Source organism: uncultured Psychromonas sp. (genome assembly GCF_947489755.1).
GTDB lineage: Bacteria > Pseudomonadota > Gammaproteobacteria > Enterobacterales > Psychromonadaceae > Psychromonas.
On the sequence record NZ_CANLFB010000005.1, the window covers coordinates 64564 to 82218 of the forward strand.

20 protein-coding genes are annotated in these 17655 nt (G+C 36.0%); 5 read left to right on the forward strand and 15 right to left on the reverse strand.

Annotated elements, in window-relative coordinates; translation table 11 throughout:
- Positions 1-23: 23 nt before the first annotated feature.
- From thiB to Q0794_RS04230, 10 genes are all read right to left on the reverse strand, one after another.
- Entirely contained in the window at positions 24-1028 is a 1005-nt protein-coding gene (thiB, locus tag Q0794_RS04185) for a thiamine ABC transporter substrate binding subunit (protein ID WP_298940382.1), read from the reverse strand.
- A 438-nt stretch (positions 1029-1466) separates the two neighbouring features.
- Positions 1467-1817, reverse strand: a complete 351-nt coding sequence (gene sodX / locus Q0794_RS04190; protein ID WP_298940383.1) for a nickel-type superoxide dismutase maturation protease — start codon at positions 1815-1817, stop codon at positions 1467-1469.
- A gap of 68 nt (positions 1818-1885) precedes the next feature.
- Positions 1886-2389, reverse strand: coding sequence for a superoxide dismutase, Ni (gene sodN, locus Q0794_RS04195; protein ID WP_298940384.1), 504 nt, complete (start codon positions 2387-2389; stop codon positions 1886-1888).
- A gap of 2 nt (positions 2390-2391) precedes the next feature.
- A complete protein-coding gene (locus tag Q0794_RS04200) occupies positions 2392-2610 on the reverse strand; it encodes a hypothetical protein (protein ID WP_298940385.1) in 219 nt (72 codons plus the stop codon).
- Positions 2611-2709: 99 nt separating this feature from the next.
- On the reverse strand, positions 2710-3159 hold the full coding sequence (locus Q0794_RS04205) for a hypothetical protein (protein ID WP_298940386.1): 450 nt from the start codon (positions 3157-3159) through the stop codon (positions 2710-2712).
- Positions 3160-3595: 436 nt separating this feature from the next.
- Positions 3596-4000: a GFA family protein gene (locus tag Q0794_RS04210; RefSeq protein WP_298940388.1), complete on the reverse strand. Its 405-nt coding sequence runs from the start codon at positions 3998-4000 to the stop codon at positions 3596-3598.
- A 29-nt stretch (positions 4001-4029) separates the two neighbouring features.
- Entirely contained in the window at positions 4030-4422 is a 393-nt protein-coding gene (locus Q0794_RS04215; protein WP_298940392.1) for a VOC family protein, read from the reverse strand.
- Positions 4423-4528: 106 nt separating this feature from the next.
- Positions 4529-4669, reverse strand: coding sequence for a DUF3465 domain-containing protein (locus tag Q0794_RS18270; RefSeq protein WP_366522502.1), 141 nt, complete (start codon positions 4667-4669; stop codon positions 4529-4531).
- On the reverse strand, positions 4635-4748 hold the full coding sequence (locus tag Q0794_RS04225; protein WP_298940394.1) for a DUF3465 domain-containing protein: 114 nt from the start codon (positions 4746-4748) through the stop codon (positions 4635-4637). Before Q0794_RS04225 ends, Q0794_RS18270 begins: the two co-directional genes overlap by 35 nt.
- 373 nt (positions 4749-5121) lie before the next feature.
- Positions 5122-5484 (reverse strand): DUF1304 domain-containing protein, encoded by a 363-nt coding sequence (locus tag Q0794_RS04230; protein WP_298940396.1) that lies wholly within the window; start codon positions 5482-5484, stop codon positions 5122-5124.
- 548 nt (positions 5485-6032) lie between these two features.
- Between Q0794_RS04230 and Q0794_RS04235 the strand changes: the two genes are divergently transcribed.
- Positions 6033-6665 carry an antibiotic biosynthesis monooxygenase gene (locus tag Q0794_RS04235; protein WP_298940398.1) on the forward strand — a complete coding sequence of 211 codons (633 nt, stop codon included), beginning with the start codon at positions 6033-6035 and terminating at the stop codon, positions 6663-6665.
- Between the two features lie 149 nt (positions 6666-6814).
- Here the strand turns inward: Q0794_RS04235 and Q0794_RS04240 are convergent, their stop codons facing one another.
- The 3 genes from Q0794_RS04240 to Q0794_RS04250 all read right to left on the reverse strand — a co-directional run bounded on the left by Q0794_RS04240 (position 6815) and on the right by Q0794_RS04250 (position 10169).
- Positions 6815-8131, reverse strand: a complete 1317-nt coding sequence (locus Q0794_RS04240) for a cellulase family glycosylhydrolase (protein ID WP_298940400.1) — start codon at positions 8129-8131, stop codon at positions 6815-6817.
- Positions 8132-8897: 766 nt separating this feature from the next.
- Positions 8898-9533: a LysE family transporter gene (locus Q0794_RS04245; protein ID WP_298940402.1), complete on the reverse strand. Its 636-nt coding sequence runs from the start codon at positions 9531-9533 to the stop codon at positions 8898-8900.
- A 48-nt stretch (positions 9534-9581) separates the two neighbouring features.
- A complete protein-coding gene (locus tag Q0794_RS04250; protein WP_298940404.1) occupies positions 9582-10169 on the reverse strand; it encodes a DJ-1/PfpI family protein in 588 nt (195 codons plus the stop codon).
- 478 nt (positions 10170-10647) lie between these two features.
- On the opposite strand from Q0794_RS04250, the gene Q0794_RS04255 reads away from it, so the two are divergent.
- A complete protein-coding gene (locus Q0794_RS04255; protein ID WP_298940406.1) occupies positions 10648-10836 on the forward strand; it encodes a CPXCG motif-containing cysteine-rich protein in 189 nt (62 codons plus the stop codon).
- A gap of 162 nt (positions 10837-10998) precedes the next feature.
- Here the strand turns inward: Q0794_RS04255 and Q0794_RS04260 are convergent, their stop codons facing one another.
- A complete protein-coding gene (locus Q0794_RS04260; protein ID WP_298940408.1) occupies positions 10999-11685 on the reverse strand; it encodes a type 1 glutamine amidotransferase domain-containing protein in 687 nt (228 codons plus the stop codon).
- Between the two features lie 226 nt (positions 11686-11911).
- On the opposite strand from Q0794_RS04260, the gene Q0794_RS04265 reads away from it, so the two are divergent.
- On the forward strand, positions 11912-12820 hold the full coding sequence (locus Q0794_RS04265) for a LysR family transcriptional regulator (protein ID WP_298940410.1): 909 nt from the start codon (positions 11912-11914) through the stop codon (positions 12818-12820).
- A 206-nt stretch (positions 12821-13026) separates the two neighbouring features.
- Positions 13027-14712, forward strand: coding sequence for an NAD-dependent malic enzyme (locus Q0794_RS04270; protein ID WP_298940556.1), 1686 nt, complete (start codon positions 13027-13029; stop codon positions 14710-14712).
- Between the two features lie 121 nt (positions 14713-14833).
- On the opposite strand, the gene Q0794_RS04275 is transcribed toward Q0794_RS04270, so the two are convergent.
- Entirely contained in the window at positions 14834-15994 is a 1161-nt protein-coding gene (locus tag Q0794_RS04275; protein WP_298940412.1) for an FAD-dependent monooxygenase, read from the reverse strand.
- 238 nt (positions 15995-16232) lie between these two features.
- Here Q0794_RS04275 and miaB point away from each other — a divergent pair, with 238 nt between their 5' ends.
- On the forward strand, positions 16233-17654 hold the full coding sequence (miaB, locus tag Q0794_RS04280) for a tRNA (N6-isopentenyl adenosine(37)-C2)-methylthiotransferase MiaB (protein WP_298940414.1): 1422 nt from the start codon (positions 16233-16235) through the stop codon (positions 17652-17654).
- Position 17655: the final 1 nt, after the last annotated feature.

The following is a 17655-nucleotide window of genomic DNA, read 5'->3' on the forward strand; positions in this document are numbered from 1 at the left end:
GCCTCTCAAACTAATAATAGTAATTAATCAGTTAATGAAATTAACCACTCTCTCGTCCATGCTTTACGGTTTTTAGCCACTTCTTTACTTGGGAATGAAAGTGTTTTAACTGGTAAGGTTAATTGGTCAAATTCAGTTGGCAATAATACGTCTGTGACAGGATACATCCAGTTGCCTGTCGCGATTTGAGATTGAAAACCATCACTTAACATAAAATTCATAAACTGTGTTGCTAGTTTTTTATGTTGGCTACTTTTAACAATTGCCGCGACTTCTGTTTGTCTGTAATGCCCTTCGCTAAAGCTTGCCGCTACATATTGATTTTTGTCTTCAGCGATAATGTGATAAGCAGGTGACGTCGTATATGACAACACCATATCCGCTTCACCTTTTAAGAACATACTATACGCTTCAGACCAACCTTTGGTTACCGTGACAGTTTTTTCAGCTAACTGTTTCCAAGCTTCTCCAGCTTGCTCACCATAGACAGTCTTCATCCATAACATTAAGCCTAAGCCTGGTGTTGATGTACGCGGATCTTGGTAGATAATATTAAGATCATCACGCTGCTCAACCAATTCTTTAAGGCTTTTTGGTGGGTTCTTTAATTTTTCACTATTATAAATAAAAGCAAAATAGCCATAGTCAAACGGGACAAATGTTTTATCTTTCCAGCCATTTTCCACATTAACCGTACTTAAATCGATATTATGTTTATCAAGTAATCCGGTTTTTTCAGCAGTTGCCATTAAACTATCATCAAGCCCTAATAAAATATCGGCTTCACTACTTTTACCTTCTAAGCGTAAGCGGTTTAATATGGTAACACCGTCATCTAAAGCGATGAATTCAAGGTCACATTGACAAGATTTCTCAAATGCAGCTTCAATCTTAGGCCCTGGGCCCCATTCTGAAGCAAATGAACTATACGTATAAACCGTTAATTTTTCTGGTGTGGGCGAAGCTGCTAAAGCAGGCATTGCGATTGCTGTAGCCAATGTTATTAAAGCAGTTATGTTCTTTTTCACTATGTCATCCATTTTATAGTTATTGAGAAGAGTATCGGTCACTCTGCCGATAAGAATAGGGTAATTTTTGTTAAAACGTTACAGGTGTGCATTGTGATAGATTACTTTTACATGAGCAATCTAAAGATCTATTTAAGTCGCCATGAATTAACTAATCAGGTATTTTTATGAGAAAAGATCTGACCAGTAAGTAAAAAATAACTCGATAGGAGATGTTTGAAGCATTGTTGCTTATAGATAAATGAGATGCATCTGGATAACTCAACCTGTATTTATGATAGTAATGATAGTAATGATAGTAATGAGGGATAATGCTTAAGGCTTTTCTTAATGGGGTGGGTATTTTTTGAGACTGTAATAAAAACGGTGTAACTACTTATCAAACAATTTTTACTACCTATTAAACTATTTATTACTTATTACTTATTAAACTATTAATTACTTATTAAACAAAGAGATAGTAAATGTGTGATTAGCACAAACACAAAAGAGTACTTTGCCGACTAATCTATTAGGTGCAATCCATCCCAACTCCTGTGGCTTCAGGCTGCTTTCATTTTCACCGCCAACCCAAAGCAACCCATGGTCATCGATCTCGAGAACTCGCTTAACAATAAACTGATATAAAGGATGATCAACAACAACGAGGTCCCCCACTTTTAACGAACGCTGCCATCGGCTAATAAAAACAAAATCTCCATGTTGTAAACGAGGCACCATGCTCGTTCCTTGCACTTTAATCACACTAAACATAATAACTCCAGCAAACCTAAATAATACCAATGACATTAAATAATTAGGGGCCTAGATAAAGTAAGAAACGTTGTAATCCGTCATACCGCTAACCCCTTCTTAATTTAACCTTTTAAGTCAGGGTAAACAGTTGCTAACATTGGAGGATAAGGGCAAGCTGCACTATAAGTTGCCACACCTTTGGTTAGCCAAAAAGCAGCCGCGAATTGATTAACCAACCCAACTAGCTTCTCACCTTCTTCTCTATCAATGCTTTGTTTACATTTCGATGCTTGTAACATAATGCTATGAGTAAGTTGATGTGCATCAGGCAACTGTTCAAATTGTGGCGCTTTAAAATAGTCTCCCCAAATAATACGCACCGCCTCTTTTACTTCTGTACTCGCTGATTCTTTCTCATTCACTAACCGAGCAACCTGTGCGTAGTCCGCGACATTCAATTTGCCTTTATCTTCAACTTCTTTTATTAAGTCCATTAAACGAACACAACTTAACGCGGCAAGTTGCGCTGTTGAGGGGTCATAAATTTTACATGGTATATCACAATGCGCTTGTGCTGTTTTAAAGTTAAGCATTTTATCAAGACTTTTAATTAAACTATGTAACATGTTTATTCTCCTGCAGAAGTAGTCGATAGGTTTTTACGACGACGAATAACTTTTTTATAAACCAATCCAGCGACGATCACAGCGGCAATAGAAGCCACTGTTAGGAGGTGAATAGAGTTACTTGCCCAATGTGCATGATCATGACCTGGGTGTGCTTGAGCCACTTGGCTGAAAGCCAACATTAAGCTTAAGATAATTGAATGATTGAATATTTTTTTCATATTTTCTTCCTTGGTTTTAACGTAAAACACCTTCTTTGAAGGCAGTGATAAAATGATTTATATAGTGTTAGAAAACATTGGAAATCGATGGGTGGAGCATTAATGATGAGTTGCTTTTTTAGGAGCAGAAACAACATTTGAAAATGTTTCCATTAAAGGGTTACTTTGCGCAGGTAATTCTGAGAAATGACTTTGGCTAAACAATTGCCACTCGCAACGAATGCGAGTCAAAGTACGCATAATAATGCTGTATTGGTGGTCGTTCACAGCTGATCGCATCATCGCTGCTTGAAGAAAATTAATTGCATTTTCATACTGAGCATTGGCTAATACAAACTCACCTAATACCGTATAAGATTCAGCAAGGTTTAAAAAGCTCACGCTAGCCGCGGCAATGGTTGATTCCACATCATGGTTAAAATCGTCATAAAATGAAACTTCTAATAGTGATAATGCTTGTTTGTTTAAATTAACAGCATCATTAAAAGCATGATTCGAATAAGCGTTAACCGCTTCTTTCGTTAAACATTCCCAATTATGATCCAACATAATAACATTTCCCATTTCAGTCAAACACAAAAGCAATAAGAATCATTATCATTTAATAAGAAAGATAAATCCACCCTATTTGATAATAATTATCATTAATTTTTAATGTGCTAAGTATTAAGCGATGAATTAAGCGATGAATTAAGCTATGTATTGGGCTATAAAATAGGCTATGAATTAAATGAGTCACTAAATAGATATCAGTTACTTTAGATCTAAAGAGATAAGCAAAGTCGCTTGAGTTTAAGTAATAAATAAGGAGATTAATAATTTACCATTGCAGCCAAAAAATAATAACGGCATTAACGATACTTTTTAAAGCTTAAATAGTTTTTTAAAGGTTAATTGATTAATTAACAGATAGCTTGAGTATTGAAATTTATGAATAAAAAGAACCTTTATTACAAGATTCTTTTTCTTTGAATTTACAGATGATTTATTTAGGAAATTTATCGAATGTTTTGGCATTAACAGCTTTGTCATACCAACTTGCTTTCTCTGAACAGAAAATATGACTGTCTGGTTCTATATTAGGAGAACCATTTAAACTCCCAGCAGGCACAACCAATGCTTTCCCAGTACGTGAGATATACGGCACATTACTACCGCAGTTATTACAAAAGGCACTAGAAATGGCACGACCAGGCACATCAAAACGTTTAACTGAGTCTATACCACTTAACCATGTAATATTCTTTGGCGCAGTAAATAAATTAGATGCATGAGCCGATCCCGTGGCTTTTTGGCATTGAATACAATGACAAAGGTGGAATTTTTTAAAGTCATCTTCACTTTCAAATGACACTTTTCCACATAGACAACTACCTGAGATTGTAGACATATTAATACCTTAAGTTTTATATTTAATATTTATTGAACGTTAATTTGACGGTTGAAACTAGCTTCATCTCTAATACCTATACGGTTACCATCAGGATCGTAAATATTAATTGTAGAACCCCACTCACTTTCTATCAATTCAGTGGGTATTCCGAAATGTTCCATTCTCTTCATTGCAGCATTAATATCCGCCACATTAAACCGTAATTTAGATGGGCAAACTTTGATTGATTTTCCATTAGGCTCAGCAAAGCCCTCTGTTTCTATCATCAAATACCCAGCACCAAATTCTACACAAGTCAGTTTGAAATCACCTTCAATTTTTGAAAATAGAACCTTAAGGTCTAAAACATCACGATAGAAAGCAACACATTCATAGTAATTTTCAACATTTAAAATAATGCCATAACGTTGAGTATCCATTTAATACCTTATTGTTGAAGTCACATTAAACAATTGAATTGGAGGTTACCGTTGGCCAATAAGTAATAAGCAATTGAAACAGACAATATTAATGGCAGACTTCACCCTATTGATAAATTCTACCTTGATGTTTTAACCAGCCATCAACAGGGTAACCATTAGGGTCGCGATGTGTCCAATGAACCACACCTCCTCGATCATTCCAATCATATTCACCATAGAACTCTACTGAACTCCACTTGGTCACCCTGTAAAATTGAATTAATACGTGGTGCTAAATCACTATTATGTGCAATTAAAATAGTTTGCCCTGAGCCTAAACGCAAAATAAACTTCTGATGGCGAGCACCTTTATTATCATTTAATAACTTAATGCCTTTATTATCATTTAATAACTTAATAACTTAACAACTTAATAACAGTGCCTATTCCATTGACTTGAATATCATTACGCCTATTTTGATAAGCGACCTCAGCACTGTTAGGAGCTGAACTAGCAGTAACGTAATTTTCAGTGGCTACATTTAAATGATTAGTAGAAGCAGAGACGTTACTGTTATTAAATGGCCACTGATAAATGGGCAATTCCAATAACAGTAACAACTAATATATTTTTCATTTTAGACTTTTATTTTGAAGAAACAGATCATTAAAAATAGATCGTTAAAAACAGCTTATGGTTAACCCACCAGCGAAAAATTAAACTAACATTAATGCAATGCAAGCTAATAAGGCAGGTAAACCTTGCACTAAAAGAATAGATTTTTTAACAGTAAATGCACCGTATAAAGCAGCAACAATAACGCATAAGACAAAGAAAATTTGAATTTGACTGCCCATCACTGAATCAGGGTGTAGCAATCCCCAAAATAAACCCGCAGATAAAAAACCGTTATAAAGGCCTTGATTAGCAGCCATCACTTTAGTCGTTTCGATATCTTCTTTTTTAATACCAAATATTTTTTGGGTACGTGGTTTTTCCCATAAAAACATCTCTAATATTAATATGTATAGGTGTTCAACTGCGACTAAAGCGACCAGTATGATTGATAAGGTTTCCATGGTGATATCCTGTCATAAGTTAATAGAGCTTAAAAATAAGAATCTAGCTTCTTTATTATTTTACTATAGTTAACCTCAGTTCCGGATAAGAAAAGCGATACAACACCACTATTTGAGCGAATTTCGTCGTTAAATTATTTCCCAATAACCAGTTATTGCTTCAACAATTTGCCTTGAACTACGCACAACTAGCAGTATTGTATAATAATTTTTTATAACTATATGATTTCAAATAACCTTTCGCTTCCGTTAACCAGAATTGAGGTTAGTTAGTAATTAACCATCATTTTAGTTTTTAAAATTAAGTTATCAGCACTTTGACGTTAAAGATTAGCTCCCCCCCTCTCTGTAAATGAGGCTGATTATGGATAATATCATCCATATTAATTGGATCTATTCACTCTTTTCCTATTCATTAACATAAAGCAAAATCAATATTCATTGAATGAGCAATACAACAAAAAAATGACTACAGGCCATTTTATTACTACAGCCTCTTTAACAGTCGCCATAAAAACAAAGTATTCTCGCCAAAAATAGGAATTAAAATGATCGTACAAGTCGTTAAGTTTGATATACAACCAACCCATATCGCATTATTTGAAGCACTGCTTGAAGATGATAAACAAGGGTCAAAAAATGAAGCGGGCTTACTGGAAATGCGCTTATATCAAGATAAGAATTTTCCTAATATATTTTTTGCCTATGAGCGCTTCGATAATCAAAGTGCAATAGACCATCACGCAGGACAGCAATACACAAAAGCATTACTTGATGCATTGCCAACAATCAGCAATAAAGCGCCAGAAATATTTTACTTAAATGGGACAACACCAGCGCCTCTTTTCGAAAAAAATCCTAAAACAGCTAATGCTGAAGATGAATTATTTATTATGTTCTGTATTTTAAAAATAGATACGGACTACAGAGCAGAATTATTAACTCAATTTAAAGATCATATAACGCAAACCCGTCAACAAGAACAAGGCAACTTGCTCTTTGATTTATATGAAGTAGAAAACCAAGAAGATACGTTAGTAATATATGAACATTGGCGTAAAGAGTCTGACTTATGGGATGTTCACTTTAGCCAACCTTACGTAATAGAAACGGCTAAGTTAATGGAAAAAGCAGTGGTCGGAGAAATTAAGCAATATATGAGTTTTGTTACTGAAGTATGAGATGAGGACAAATCTATACTTTAAATCGCCCCTGTAAATAACATTAATGGGAAGCAGAGTGCTTAAACATCACCTACTTCCCTAAAGTCAGCTTACACTTAACGATTTAAAACTTAAGCGTAATAAAGAATCAACTTACTTTATAAAGGCTAACTACAGCTCCCTGTGACTGTCCATGATGCGTCACTACCAGGAATGCTATTTGTATACCAGTTAGCAGTATAGGCAGTACTATTGTATTGCATAGCTTCACCTGCCTCGTTGTGTGTATATACCCCTCCAGAGTAATCTGCACTAACCCAGTCTGGGTAAGTATTCATACTAGAGCAATCAACATCAGTCGTCACTGTATCAGTGCTATCAACTGTGTCGGTAGTGCCTGCTTCAGTATCAGTACTATCTGTTGCATCTGTACTGTCTGTCGTATCAGAGGCTTCCTCATCAGTGTCAGTACTCTCTGTTGTTTCTGTACTGTCTGCTGTGCTAGTACTACTGTCCCAACCTTGAACTATCTCTTTTACTTTTTTGCCAGAATCAGTCAAAGAATCCCATCCACCGCCTTCGGTAAAGATTGATGCACCTTCATCTTTATCATTCAAAGCCCAGTTCGCGTGGCTGATATTATTTGACTGTAAGAAGTCCATCCAAGAGTCTGTTTCAGTTTCATTTACACCGCCATTGCCGTCAGAATTTACCGTACCCCATTCCGTCACAAATAAAGCAATACCGTTATCTAAAGCCGTTTGTGCTTTATTTCGATATGACTCGCCATGAGTTCCTGCATAGAAATGCAATGTATAAGCAATATTATCACGATCGATTGGATCTTCAGATGCAACATCTACATCTTGAGACCATGTTGGGGTTCCAACGATAATCAAATTATCTGGATCTATTTCACGAATGATATCAATGACTGTTTCTGCATAAGGTTTAATATCATTAGACCAAGAGACACTTAACGGCTCGTTGTAAATTTCATAAATGACATTATCGTAATCACCATACTTAGCAGCGACTTCCTCGAAGAAAGCAATCGCAGTTGCTTGATCTGAATGTGCATTATGGCTATGCAAATCAATAATTACGTACATATCTTCTGCTATTGCAGCATTAACCACAGTGTCGAGACGCTCCATATTAGCATCCCAATCATAATTCAAACTACCGCTGTAATCGGTACCGTGACCAATAGCAGCACGAATTATATTTGCACCAAATTCTAACTTGGCATTATTAACAATATCAGCGGTATAAAAATCTTCGCCTCCCCAACCAGTATTACTCCAAAATAAGCTAAGACCGGCAAAACTAGTATTTTCACCCCCAGCTAACACTTGGTTTCCTGAAACGGTTAATGGGTCAACTGCAGCGTTCGCCATCGTCGTCATTCCTAGTAACAAAGCTAAAGACAAGCAACTTTTCTTAAATACTCCTTTTGTTTGGATGTTTAAAACATGATTCATAATATTTCCTTTAAATTAATTTATTATCCATTTTTAAAGTGAACTCATATAAGGTTGGTTTTCACCTTTTTTAATCAAAACCTCCTCATATTTGCCATCAATAAATACCGAAAACTCATCATTTAAAAGCACCTAATCAATAAAGCCTTATAATAAGACTAATTAGTAAAATTAAACTTTTAACAGCAAATTTCCCTTTGAATAGCTGCCTTTAAAATTCAGAGATAAAAGTAAAACTAAGGCCTAACAGTCACCAAAGTTTCTATATAACTTTTCTAATGTATAAAGCCTACACATCAAAAATTTGATAACGATTATCAATGCTATATAAAAGATTAAGTCTATAAAGATCAAATAAAGTTCACCCATGATTTTTAATCTCGATATTTTATAAATAAAAAACCAGGAAAATATCGAAATAACAAAGAAGAGTATTTTATATTTTTAGGTAACCAAGAAGTTTTAAAATTGAATATATTCACTCAAAAATAAAAGATATAAGCGAGTTTTTCTTAAGGTAATTGCAGACATTTGAAGTCATTAATACGTAATAAAATCAATAAAATGAAAAGTTTTTAATTTATTTAGAAGGCGAATAAAACGAAGAAAGTAATGACAAATTTAACAAAAATTAATTACTCATCGACCTCATTCAAATTTACTCTAAAAAAATAGGGCTTAGTGCTAATGCATTATTAACGTGAATAATGCATTAGCACTAAGCCCTATTTAATCAAAAGCTCGTTTATAATTTAGAAGCTCAAAATCAACTATGGCTGGTTATCGCCACTTTTACACCAAAGCCGATCAATACACTACCGACCACTTTTTCAATCTTTTGTTTATGCATATTAAATTTATTCACTAGCGCTGGGTGACTAAAGAATAAAGAAACAATTGAGAACCACACAATGTGTGCTAAACAAATAATTAAGCCATATAACAATTGCACCCACACTGGCGTAGACGGATTAACAACTTGTGTAAATAAACTAAGAAAAAATAATGTTGTTTTAGGGTTTAATGCATTAGTAATAAAACCTAATTTTAAAGCACCAAAGCGAGATAGCTTAATGTCTTTATTTTCACCATCAGTGTTTAACTTGCCTTTAGACGTAAAGGTTTTATATCCAATATAAATAAGGTAAGCCGCCCCTAAATACTTAATTAGTGAGAACAACACAATCGATTTAGAAATGATAATAGCTAATCCTGCAATGGAGTAAGCCACATGAATCCAAATTGCTAACCCTATACCCAAGGCTGAATACAAGCCACTCTGTCTCCCATGAAACATACTATTACGGGTGATCACTACAAAATCAGCACCAGGGCTAATTGCCATAAAAATAGCAATGACCGTAACGGAAAGTAGTTCGGGCAGGTAATTTACAATGTCCATTTGTTTGTCCTTTAGGTAAGTTTTATTAATTAAATTTATACATAATTTTTACTTCTTTACCAAGTGCTTTTGCCAATGATATTCCATTTGCTTTGCCGTCTTTTCAGCTAATGCTAATGTTGTTAACTCTGAAACTAAATACAGACTCATATCAATGCCAGCTGAGATCCCTCCCGAAGTGATATATTTGCCATCAGAAATCCAACGCTGATCGCTGATAACATTTAATAATGGATAATCAGCTTTCAAATCGTCAAGATCTTCCCAATGTGTCGTGACTGTTAAACCATCCAATAAACCAGCTTCAGCTAAAATGAAAGCGCCTGTGCAGACTGATAATACTCGTTTTGATTTACTACTGGCATTTGTAATCCACGATATCACATTCGCTTTTTTAACCTCTTCAGTATGCACGCCACCAACGACAAAAAGTATATCAATATCAGGATGGGCATCAAAAGAGAAACGCGGTTGAACAGGAAATCCACCACGAGCTTGCACAAGGTTAAGATTTTCTGCAACGAAAAAGATATTCCAATCATGACCAGATAAACGCTTAGCGGTACTTAACACTTCAAATGGCCCTGCGAAGTCGAGTACCTCTGCATTATCATATAGATAAATTCCAATATTCATTATTGCCTTCCCTGTACTCTATAAGTCATTTCAATTAGCTTACTCTTTTATGTCTAAGCATGCAGCGATAATAGAAGTTATACCGATTACATTAAATAAGTGTTCTAAATTTTACGTAGGAAAAATGACTTAGTTTGAGGCATAAATTAAGGCCTTTCGAAGATTAACTTCGTTAATCGTCTGTCGGTGAATTAACTAAAAAATGTTAATTCATTAATGGTTGCTCCCTTTATGAAATTTACAACGAAGAAATAAGTTATTTAAACAAGTAAAATAGATCCGTTAATGAGTATGATTGGTTTAAGCTAAAGCCCGTGTTCTATGGGTAAATAAGATATAGTAATTGGGAAGTCAAACTTACAGAATTAATTCAATTTAATACTTTAATGAAAACTGACAATTTATTATGTGAATCTAGGTCATTAAAATAAGTGTTAAATTGTTATTAAGTATAATTGAAATAATGAAAAGGATAAAAATGGCATTTCTACAAGAAGAAAATATCAGCTGCCCTTATTGCGGAGAAAGTATAACGATCTTACTCGATCCTTCTGATACTGACCAAGATTATATCGAGGATTGCCAAGTCTGCTGCCAACCGATTAATTTCTTTGTTAGCGATAATGGAAACGGTGAATTAAGCGTTAATGTCAGTAGCGATAGTTAATGCAGATGTGAAGCGAGTCGCGATAACCGTTATTAAATAGCAGCTATGAAAAAGTGATTGAGTTTATCGACAAAAAAGCGGTAATGAATATGATTCATTGCCGCTTTTGATATAGTTACCACGTTGCCTTATACAAGGTGACGGAAGATCACTTGTTAGCTATTAAGCGTTTAAATGTGTTACTAATTTTTCAGCCACCAGCTCAGAACTTGCTGGGTTTTGACCAGAAATAATCAAGCCATCTTGTACTGCAAATGCAGCAAAATCATCTACTTTTTGGTAATCTGCACCGCGTTTAATTAGCTCGTCTTCTACTAAGAAAGGAACGATGTCAGTTAATTGAACAGCCTCTTCTTCACCATTAGTGAAACCAGCAACCGCTTTACCTTTAATAATAAACTCACCACTAGCATCTTTAATATCTAATAATACCGCACTTGCATGGCATACTGCGCCAACAGGTTTATTAGCCGCTAAAAAGCTTTCAATCAATTTAATTGAAGTTGCGTTGTATGCGAGATCCCATAATGGTCCGTGACCACCAGGATAGAATACTGAGTCGTAATCACTTTCATTAACTGACGATAATAAAACGGTGTTAGCTAATTCATTTTTTACAACATCATCTTGGTCATAGCGTTTAGTCGCATCTGTTTCAAAATCTGATAATTGACTCGTTGGATCAATGGGTGGTTGGCCACCTAATGGAGATGCTAATGTAATATCAAAACCCGCATCTTTAAATACATAATACGGTGCAGCAAACTCTTCAACCCAAAAACCTGTTTTATGGTCTGTATCGCCTAATTTATCGTGTGATGTTAAAACCATTAATATTTTCTTACTCATGATAATACCCTTAATACTGAGAATGTTTGATAGCCAACGAATGACTGATGTAAACAGTATAGGCTCACTTAAAAATTGAACAATGCATACTTTATGAACTTCATTGTTTAAAATATTGATACAATAACAAATACAACAACTAAACTAACGGCTAATATAGCCTTTATATTAATGTTAATAGACATGACTATTTTCAATAAGCAACAAACAACAGAAAGAGGCATCAGTGGAACTATCATTTGAGCAATTAAAAAGTATGGTTGTTTTTGCACAGGTCATTGAGCAAGGTAACTTGAGTGCGGCAGCTAAACACGTTGGCTTATCTCGGGCAGTAGTCAGTTATCACATTAAAAAGCTTGAAACACAGTTAGGTATTAAATTACTTAATCGCTCTACACGCAGCATTGCATTAACTGAAGCTGGTAGCCAATATTATGAACGTTGTAGGGTGATTGTTGAGCAAGCACTAGCCGCTAACCAACAAATTGAAAACCTTAAAAATAACCCTACCGGCTTAATTAAAATTGCTTGTCCTGTGAGTGTCGGCTTACATACCATTGTCCCTGCATTAAATTCATTTCGTCAACTTTATCCAAATATACAGTTAGAAATAAACCTCAGCGATGAAGTCGTGAATATTATTAAAGAGGGATTTGATATTGCCATTCGAGGAGCTGCTTTAGCCGATTCAACCTTACAAGCGACTAAACTATCGACCTTAAGTACTTGTTTGTGTGCTTCACCAGAATACTTATTAAAATACGGTCGCCCTAATACACCAGCACAATTAGCGAGCCACGATTGGGTAGTTTATAAATTAGCTGCTAGTGTATTAGAGCTTAAAAAAGGTAATCGCTCTTATAGTGTTAAATTTAAGGGTAATGTGAGTACCAATAATGCAGCAGCTAGAACGGCCTTTGTTGAGGGTGGTCATGGTTTAGGTCGTATCCCAACCTATGATGCGGCCCCTAAAATAAAGGCGGGTAGTTTGGTACAATTGTTGGATGACTATCAATTAAACGACATCGATGTTTATGCGGTATTTCCGCCGGGTGCTGCAGAGTCTAAAAAATTGCGATTATTAATCGATTATCTAAAAGATTACTTTAAAAAAAATAAACTTTCATTAAGCTAACAGCAATTGAAAAACTTTAATGTTATTTAATGAATAAGTAACAGTATTTTTATAAGATAAAACTTAAAATAGAATAACTGTGAGCAATTTATTAGATGCTGGCTATATTTTCAAACAGCTATGCTCAACAATATGATCAAAAAAATGATCAAAAAAATTAGTTTTGAACCAACTTATCCGATGCCTTTATCTACTGAGAAAATTTTATTATGTCGAACAAACGTCCTCTATATATTCCCTTTGCTGGGCCTGCGTTATTAGAAGCCCCACTATTAAATAAAGGCAGCGCTTTCTCATCTGAAGAACGTGATAATTTTAATTTAACGGGTTTACTGCCTCATAACATTGAAACTATTGAAGAGCAGTCACTTCGTGCTTATCAACAATTATCCTCTTTCTCTAGCGACTTAGATAAGCATATTTACTTACGTAATATTCAAGATACTAATGAAACATTATTTCATCATTTGATTGAGCAACACATCGAAGAAGTCATGCCATTAATTTATACCCCTACGGTTGGCCAAGCCTGTGAGAAATTCTCTAAAATATATCGCCGTAAGCGTGGTTTGTTTATCTCTTACCCTGAGCGCCACAAAATTGATGACATGTTACAAAATGCCACTAAACAAAATGTAAAAGTGATTGTTGTGACCGATGGTGAACGTATTTTAGGATTGGGCGATCAAGGTATCGGTGGTATGGGTATCCCAATTGGTAAATTAGCGTTATACACAGCTTGTGGTGGTATCAGTCCTGCACATTGTCTTCCTATTTTGTTAGATGTAGGCACAAACAACAGCCAACTACTTAATGACCCAATGTACATGGGATGGCGTAATCCACGTATTACTGGCGAAGAATACAATGAATTTGTCGACTTATTTATTCAAGCCGTTAAACGTCGTTGGCCTGAAGTGTTATTGCAATTTGAAGATTTCGCGCAAACTAATGCAACCCCACTATTAAATAAATACCGCGATCAATTATGTTGTTTTAATGATGATATTCAAGGTACAGCAGCAGTATCAGTAGGAACGTTAATTGCGGCTTGTTTAAATAAAGGGCAGAAACTTAGCCAACAAAATATTGCCTTTTTAGGGGCAGGATCTGCAGGTTGTGGTATTGCAGAACATATTATTAGACAAATGCAACGCGAAGGATTGACTGAAGAACAAGCGCGTAAACAAGTATTTATGGTTGACCGTTACGGTTTATTAACTGACAACATGACCGAGCTACAAAGCTTCCAAGCACCGCTTGTCCAAAAAGAAACTGATATTGCAGGTTGGGATAAGAGCCAAAAATTAGGGTTAGAGCAAGTTGCCAAACAAGCTAAAATTACCGTATTGTTCGGTGTAAGTGGTCAAAAAGGATTATTCACACAGGCGGTGATTGAAGCGTTATGTGAAAATACTGAAAACCCAATCGTCTTACCACTTTCAAACCCAACATCTCGCGTGGAAGCAACCCCACAGGAGATAACAAATTGGAGTAAAGGCAAAGCGATTATTGCAACGGGTAGCCCTTTCCCAAATACACTTTACGAAGGTCAATCTTTTGAGATTTCTCAATGTAACAATAGTTACATTTTCCCTGGTATTGGTTTAGGTGTATTAGCAGCACGTGCAACGGGTATCAGCGATAATATGTTAATGGTGGCAAGCCAAGCGTTAGCAGATGCATCAATGGAATATGAGAAAGCACCGGGCGCGTTATTACCTCCATTAAAAGTGATTAAACAGATCAGTGAAAAAATTGCCTGTGCAGTGGCACATCAAGCAATTGAAGATAAATTAGCGCTACCGGTTACCGATGAAAACATGCAACGTCGTTTAGAGGCTAACTTCTGGCTACCTAAATACCGTCACTATCGTCGTACTTCTTTCTAATAAACAACTTATAAACAACAATAAAAAGCCCCGCTGTCGCTTGATAAAATAGATTCAAGTGACAGCGGGGCTTTTTTATTGCGTGAAATTATATTGCGATGGCTAAATAGTTTATCGATCGTTAATTTATACCCATCGCATAACGCATCACGCGATTTTTAACTTGCCCTGATTGCTGAGCAAGCCCTAAAAAGCCTTTACGTAATACACGTATCAGATCAGAATCCGATTTACTGACTTTATAAAACACATCCATACCCGTTTGCATTAAAAGATTGGCTGGTCGGCGTTGGCATTGATAACGTTTTAGCATTTCAGGTATTGGTAAATCACTACATTGCGTTAGTAACTCAACAAGACATTGCACATCTTTAAAACCTAAATTAACGCCCTGTCCAGCTAGCGGATTAATAGTATGTGCAGCATCGCCTAACAACACGACACGCCCTTGATAATAATGCTTTGCATGGCGACGTGTTAATGGGAAGCCGCCTTTAGCATCGACTTCAAAATTAAAATCTAATTTAGGAAATTCAGCCAATATCGTTTGTTTCAACTGTTGATTGGTTAAGCTTTGTAGATGCTTTATTTTTTGTGGGCTGTGATACCACACTAAACTGCCATTATTACCGGCCAGCGGTAAAAAGGCACAAGGCCCTGTTTCTCTAAATTCTTGCCAAGTAACGGTTTGCTGTGCACAGTCAGTCGTAATATTAATGAGCAAACAATGTTGGCGATAATCCCAGCTTGTCACCGGCAGTTGTAAGTGATTACGTACTCCTGAATTAGCACCATCACAGGCTAATAATAATTCAGCCGTTATCACTTGCTGATTAGAAAGAGTGACTGTGACCTGTTGTTCACTTTGATCAATATCTATCACTTCGCAGTGTTCATAAAAATGAACATTACTTAACTGCTTTAAACGTTTCCATAATACGGCTTGGATCCAACGATTTTCTGCAATATAACCCAGTTGGTCAGCACCAATATCATCGCTCGAAAACATCAGCTTCTGACTACCTTGCTCCCAAGTATGTAATCCTTGATACGCACAAAGTCTGTCTAATGGAATATCTTCCCATACGCCAGCTTGCTCAAGTAAGTGTTTACTTTGCGCACTGAATGCTGAAACACGGAGATCAAAGGCATCATCATCCTTTGGCATAGTAAAAGAAGACCTTTCAATTAGGTGTAATGTATCACCTTGTTTGGCAAGTAATAATGCAGATAATGCCCCAACCATCCCTCCACCAACAACGATAATTTCTCTGTTTGCCATTACACCCTCAACTGTTTGTCTTATATTGAATGAATGATTGTACGTAAAAGATGCCTTGTTGGGAAAATTAACCTAATATTTTAGTGTCATAAAACCAAGATATTTAGATCATGGTCAATAAAAGTAAAGCGAGTAAACAAAAAGTAGCATGATTGCTTTGATGTGCGTAAAATGCGACCTCTTTTGAAGAAACAAACAAATTAGTATCAACTAATAGCAACAATGGTAGGCAGTGAATATGAGCATGAAATTACACGTTAAAACATGGGGTTGTCAGATGAATGAGTATGACTCATCAAAAATGGCAGACCTTTTAAGTGCAAGTAACGGTTATGTTTCCGTTGATGAAGCTGAAAATGCTGACGTAATTTTATTAAATACCTGTTCTATTCGAGAGAAAGCACAGGAAAAAGTATTCCACCAACTGGGCCGTTGGAGAAAACTAAAAGAAAAAAATCCTAACATCATTATTGGCGTTGGCGGTTGCGTTGCTTCGCAAGAAGGTAAAGCTATTCGTCGTCGCGCTCCTTACGTAGATATTGTTTTTGGACCACAAACGTTACACCGTTTACCAAAAATGATTCAAGACGTGAAAGAAAATAAAGGTAATGTGGTCGATGTCAGTTTCCCTGAAATTGAAAAGTTTGACTCGATGCCAGAGCCTAGAGCGGAAGGTGCAACCGCCTTTGTTTCTATCATGGAAGGTTGTTCAAAATACTGTACTTTCTGTGTTGTGCCTTACACGCGTGGCGAAGAAGTTAGTCGTCCATTAGACGATATTCTATTAGAAGTGGCACAACTTGCAGAGCAAGGCGTTCGTGAAATCAATTTATTAGGTCAAAATGTAAACTCTTACATTGGTGATATGCACGACGGTGAAGAGTGTAGTTTCTCTGAATTACTACGTTACGTTGCTTCTATTGATGGCATTGATCGTTTACGTTACACAACCAGTAACCCAATTGATTTTACAGATGAAATTATTGATGTTTACCGTGACACACCGGAATTAGTGGACTTTTTACACCTACCAGTTCAAGCAGGCGCTGACCGTATTTTAACCATGATGAAACGTGGCCATAATGTGGCGCAATATAAAGAAAAAATTGCCGCATTAAAATTGGTTCGCCCTAATCTTACTATTAGCTCTGACTTCATCGTTGGTTTCCCAAATGAAACGGATGAAGATTTCCAACAAACAATGGATCTGATTAACTTCATTGGTTTTGATACCAGTTATAGCTTCATTTACAGCCAACGTCCTGGTACGCCAGCGGCAGATATGCCGGATGATGTAACCTTAGAGACGAAGAAAAAACGCTTAGCGATATTACAAGATAGAATACATCAGCACTCTCAATTAATTGGTCGCCGTATGGTGGGTTCTGTACAACGTATTTTAGTTGAAGGCCCTTCTCGTAAAAACATCATGGAATTATGTGGTCGTACTGAGAATAACCGAATTGTAAACTTTGAAGGAGACCATCGTTCGATTGGTGGTTTTGTTGATGTTGAAATTACTGAAGTACATACCAACTCAATTCGTGGTAAGTTTATCCGTGGTGAAGCAGAAATGAATCTACGTGAATCAATTCGCCCAAGTGATATTGTGAAAAGCAAAGCAAAAAAATTAGGTGTTGAAACGTTTATTCCTGCATAAG

Bases quoted from the DNA above. Each gene is read 5' to 3' on its own strand.
- miaB (WP_298940414.1), top strand. From the start codon at position 16,233: ATGAGCATGAAATTACACGTTAAAACATGGGGTTGTCAGATGAATGAG.
- Q0794_RS04255 (WP_298940406.1), top strand. From the start codon at position 10,648: ATGGCATTTCTACAAGAAGAAAATATCAGCTGCCCTTATTGCGGAGAA.
- sodX (WP_298940383.1), bottom strand. From the start codon at position 1,817: ATGTCATTGGTATTATTTAGGTTTGCTGGAGTTATTATGTTTAGTGTG.
- Q0794_RS04210 (WP_298940388.1), bottom strand. From the start codon at position 4,000: ATGTCTACAATCTCAGGTAGTTGTCTATGTGGAAAAGTGTCATTTGAA.
- Q0794_RS04250 (WP_298940404.1), bottom strand. From the start codon at position 10,169: ATGAATATTGGAATTTATCTATATGATAATGCAGAGGTACTCGACTTC.
- Q0794_RS04235 (WP_298940398.1), top strand. From the start codon at position 6,033: ATGATCGTACAAGTCGTTAAGTTTGATATACAACCAACCCATATCGCA.
- Q0794_RS04200 (WP_298940385.1), bottom strand. From the start codon at position 2,610: ATGAAAAAAATATTCAATCATTCAATTATCTTAAGCTTAATGTTGGCT.
- sodN (WP_298940384.1), bottom strand. From the start codon at position 2,389: ATGTTACATAGTTTAATTAAAAGTCTTGATAAAATGCTTAACTTTAAA.
- Q0794_RS04230 (WP_298940396.1), bottom strand. From the start codon at position 5,484: ATGGAAACCTTATCAATCATACTGGTCGCTTTAGTCGCAGTTGAACAC.
- Q0794_RS04260 (WP_298940408.1), bottom strand. From the start codon at position 11,685: ATGAGTAAGAAAATATTAATGGTTTTAACATCACACGATAAATTAGGC.
- Q0794_RS04245 (WP_298940402.1), bottom strand. From the start codon at position 9,533: ATGGACATTGTAAATTACCTGCCCGAACTACTTTCCGTTACGGTCATT.
- Q0794_RS04215 (WP_298940392.1), bottom strand. From the start codon at position 4,422: ATGGATACTCAACGTTATGGCATTATTTTAAATGTTGAAAATTACTAT.
- Q0794_RS04205 (WP_298940386.1), bottom strand. From the start codon at position 3,159: ATGTTGGATCATAATTGGGAATGTTTAACGAAAGAAGCGGTTAACGCT.
- Q0794_RS04275 (WP_298940412.1), bottom strand. From the start codon at position 15,994: ATGGCAAACAGAGAAATTATCGTTGTTGGTGGAGGGATGGTTGGGGCA.
- Q0794_RS04240 (WP_298940400.1), bottom strand. From the start codon at position 8,131: ATGAATCATGTTTTAAACATCCAAACAAAAGGAGTATTTAAGAAAAGT.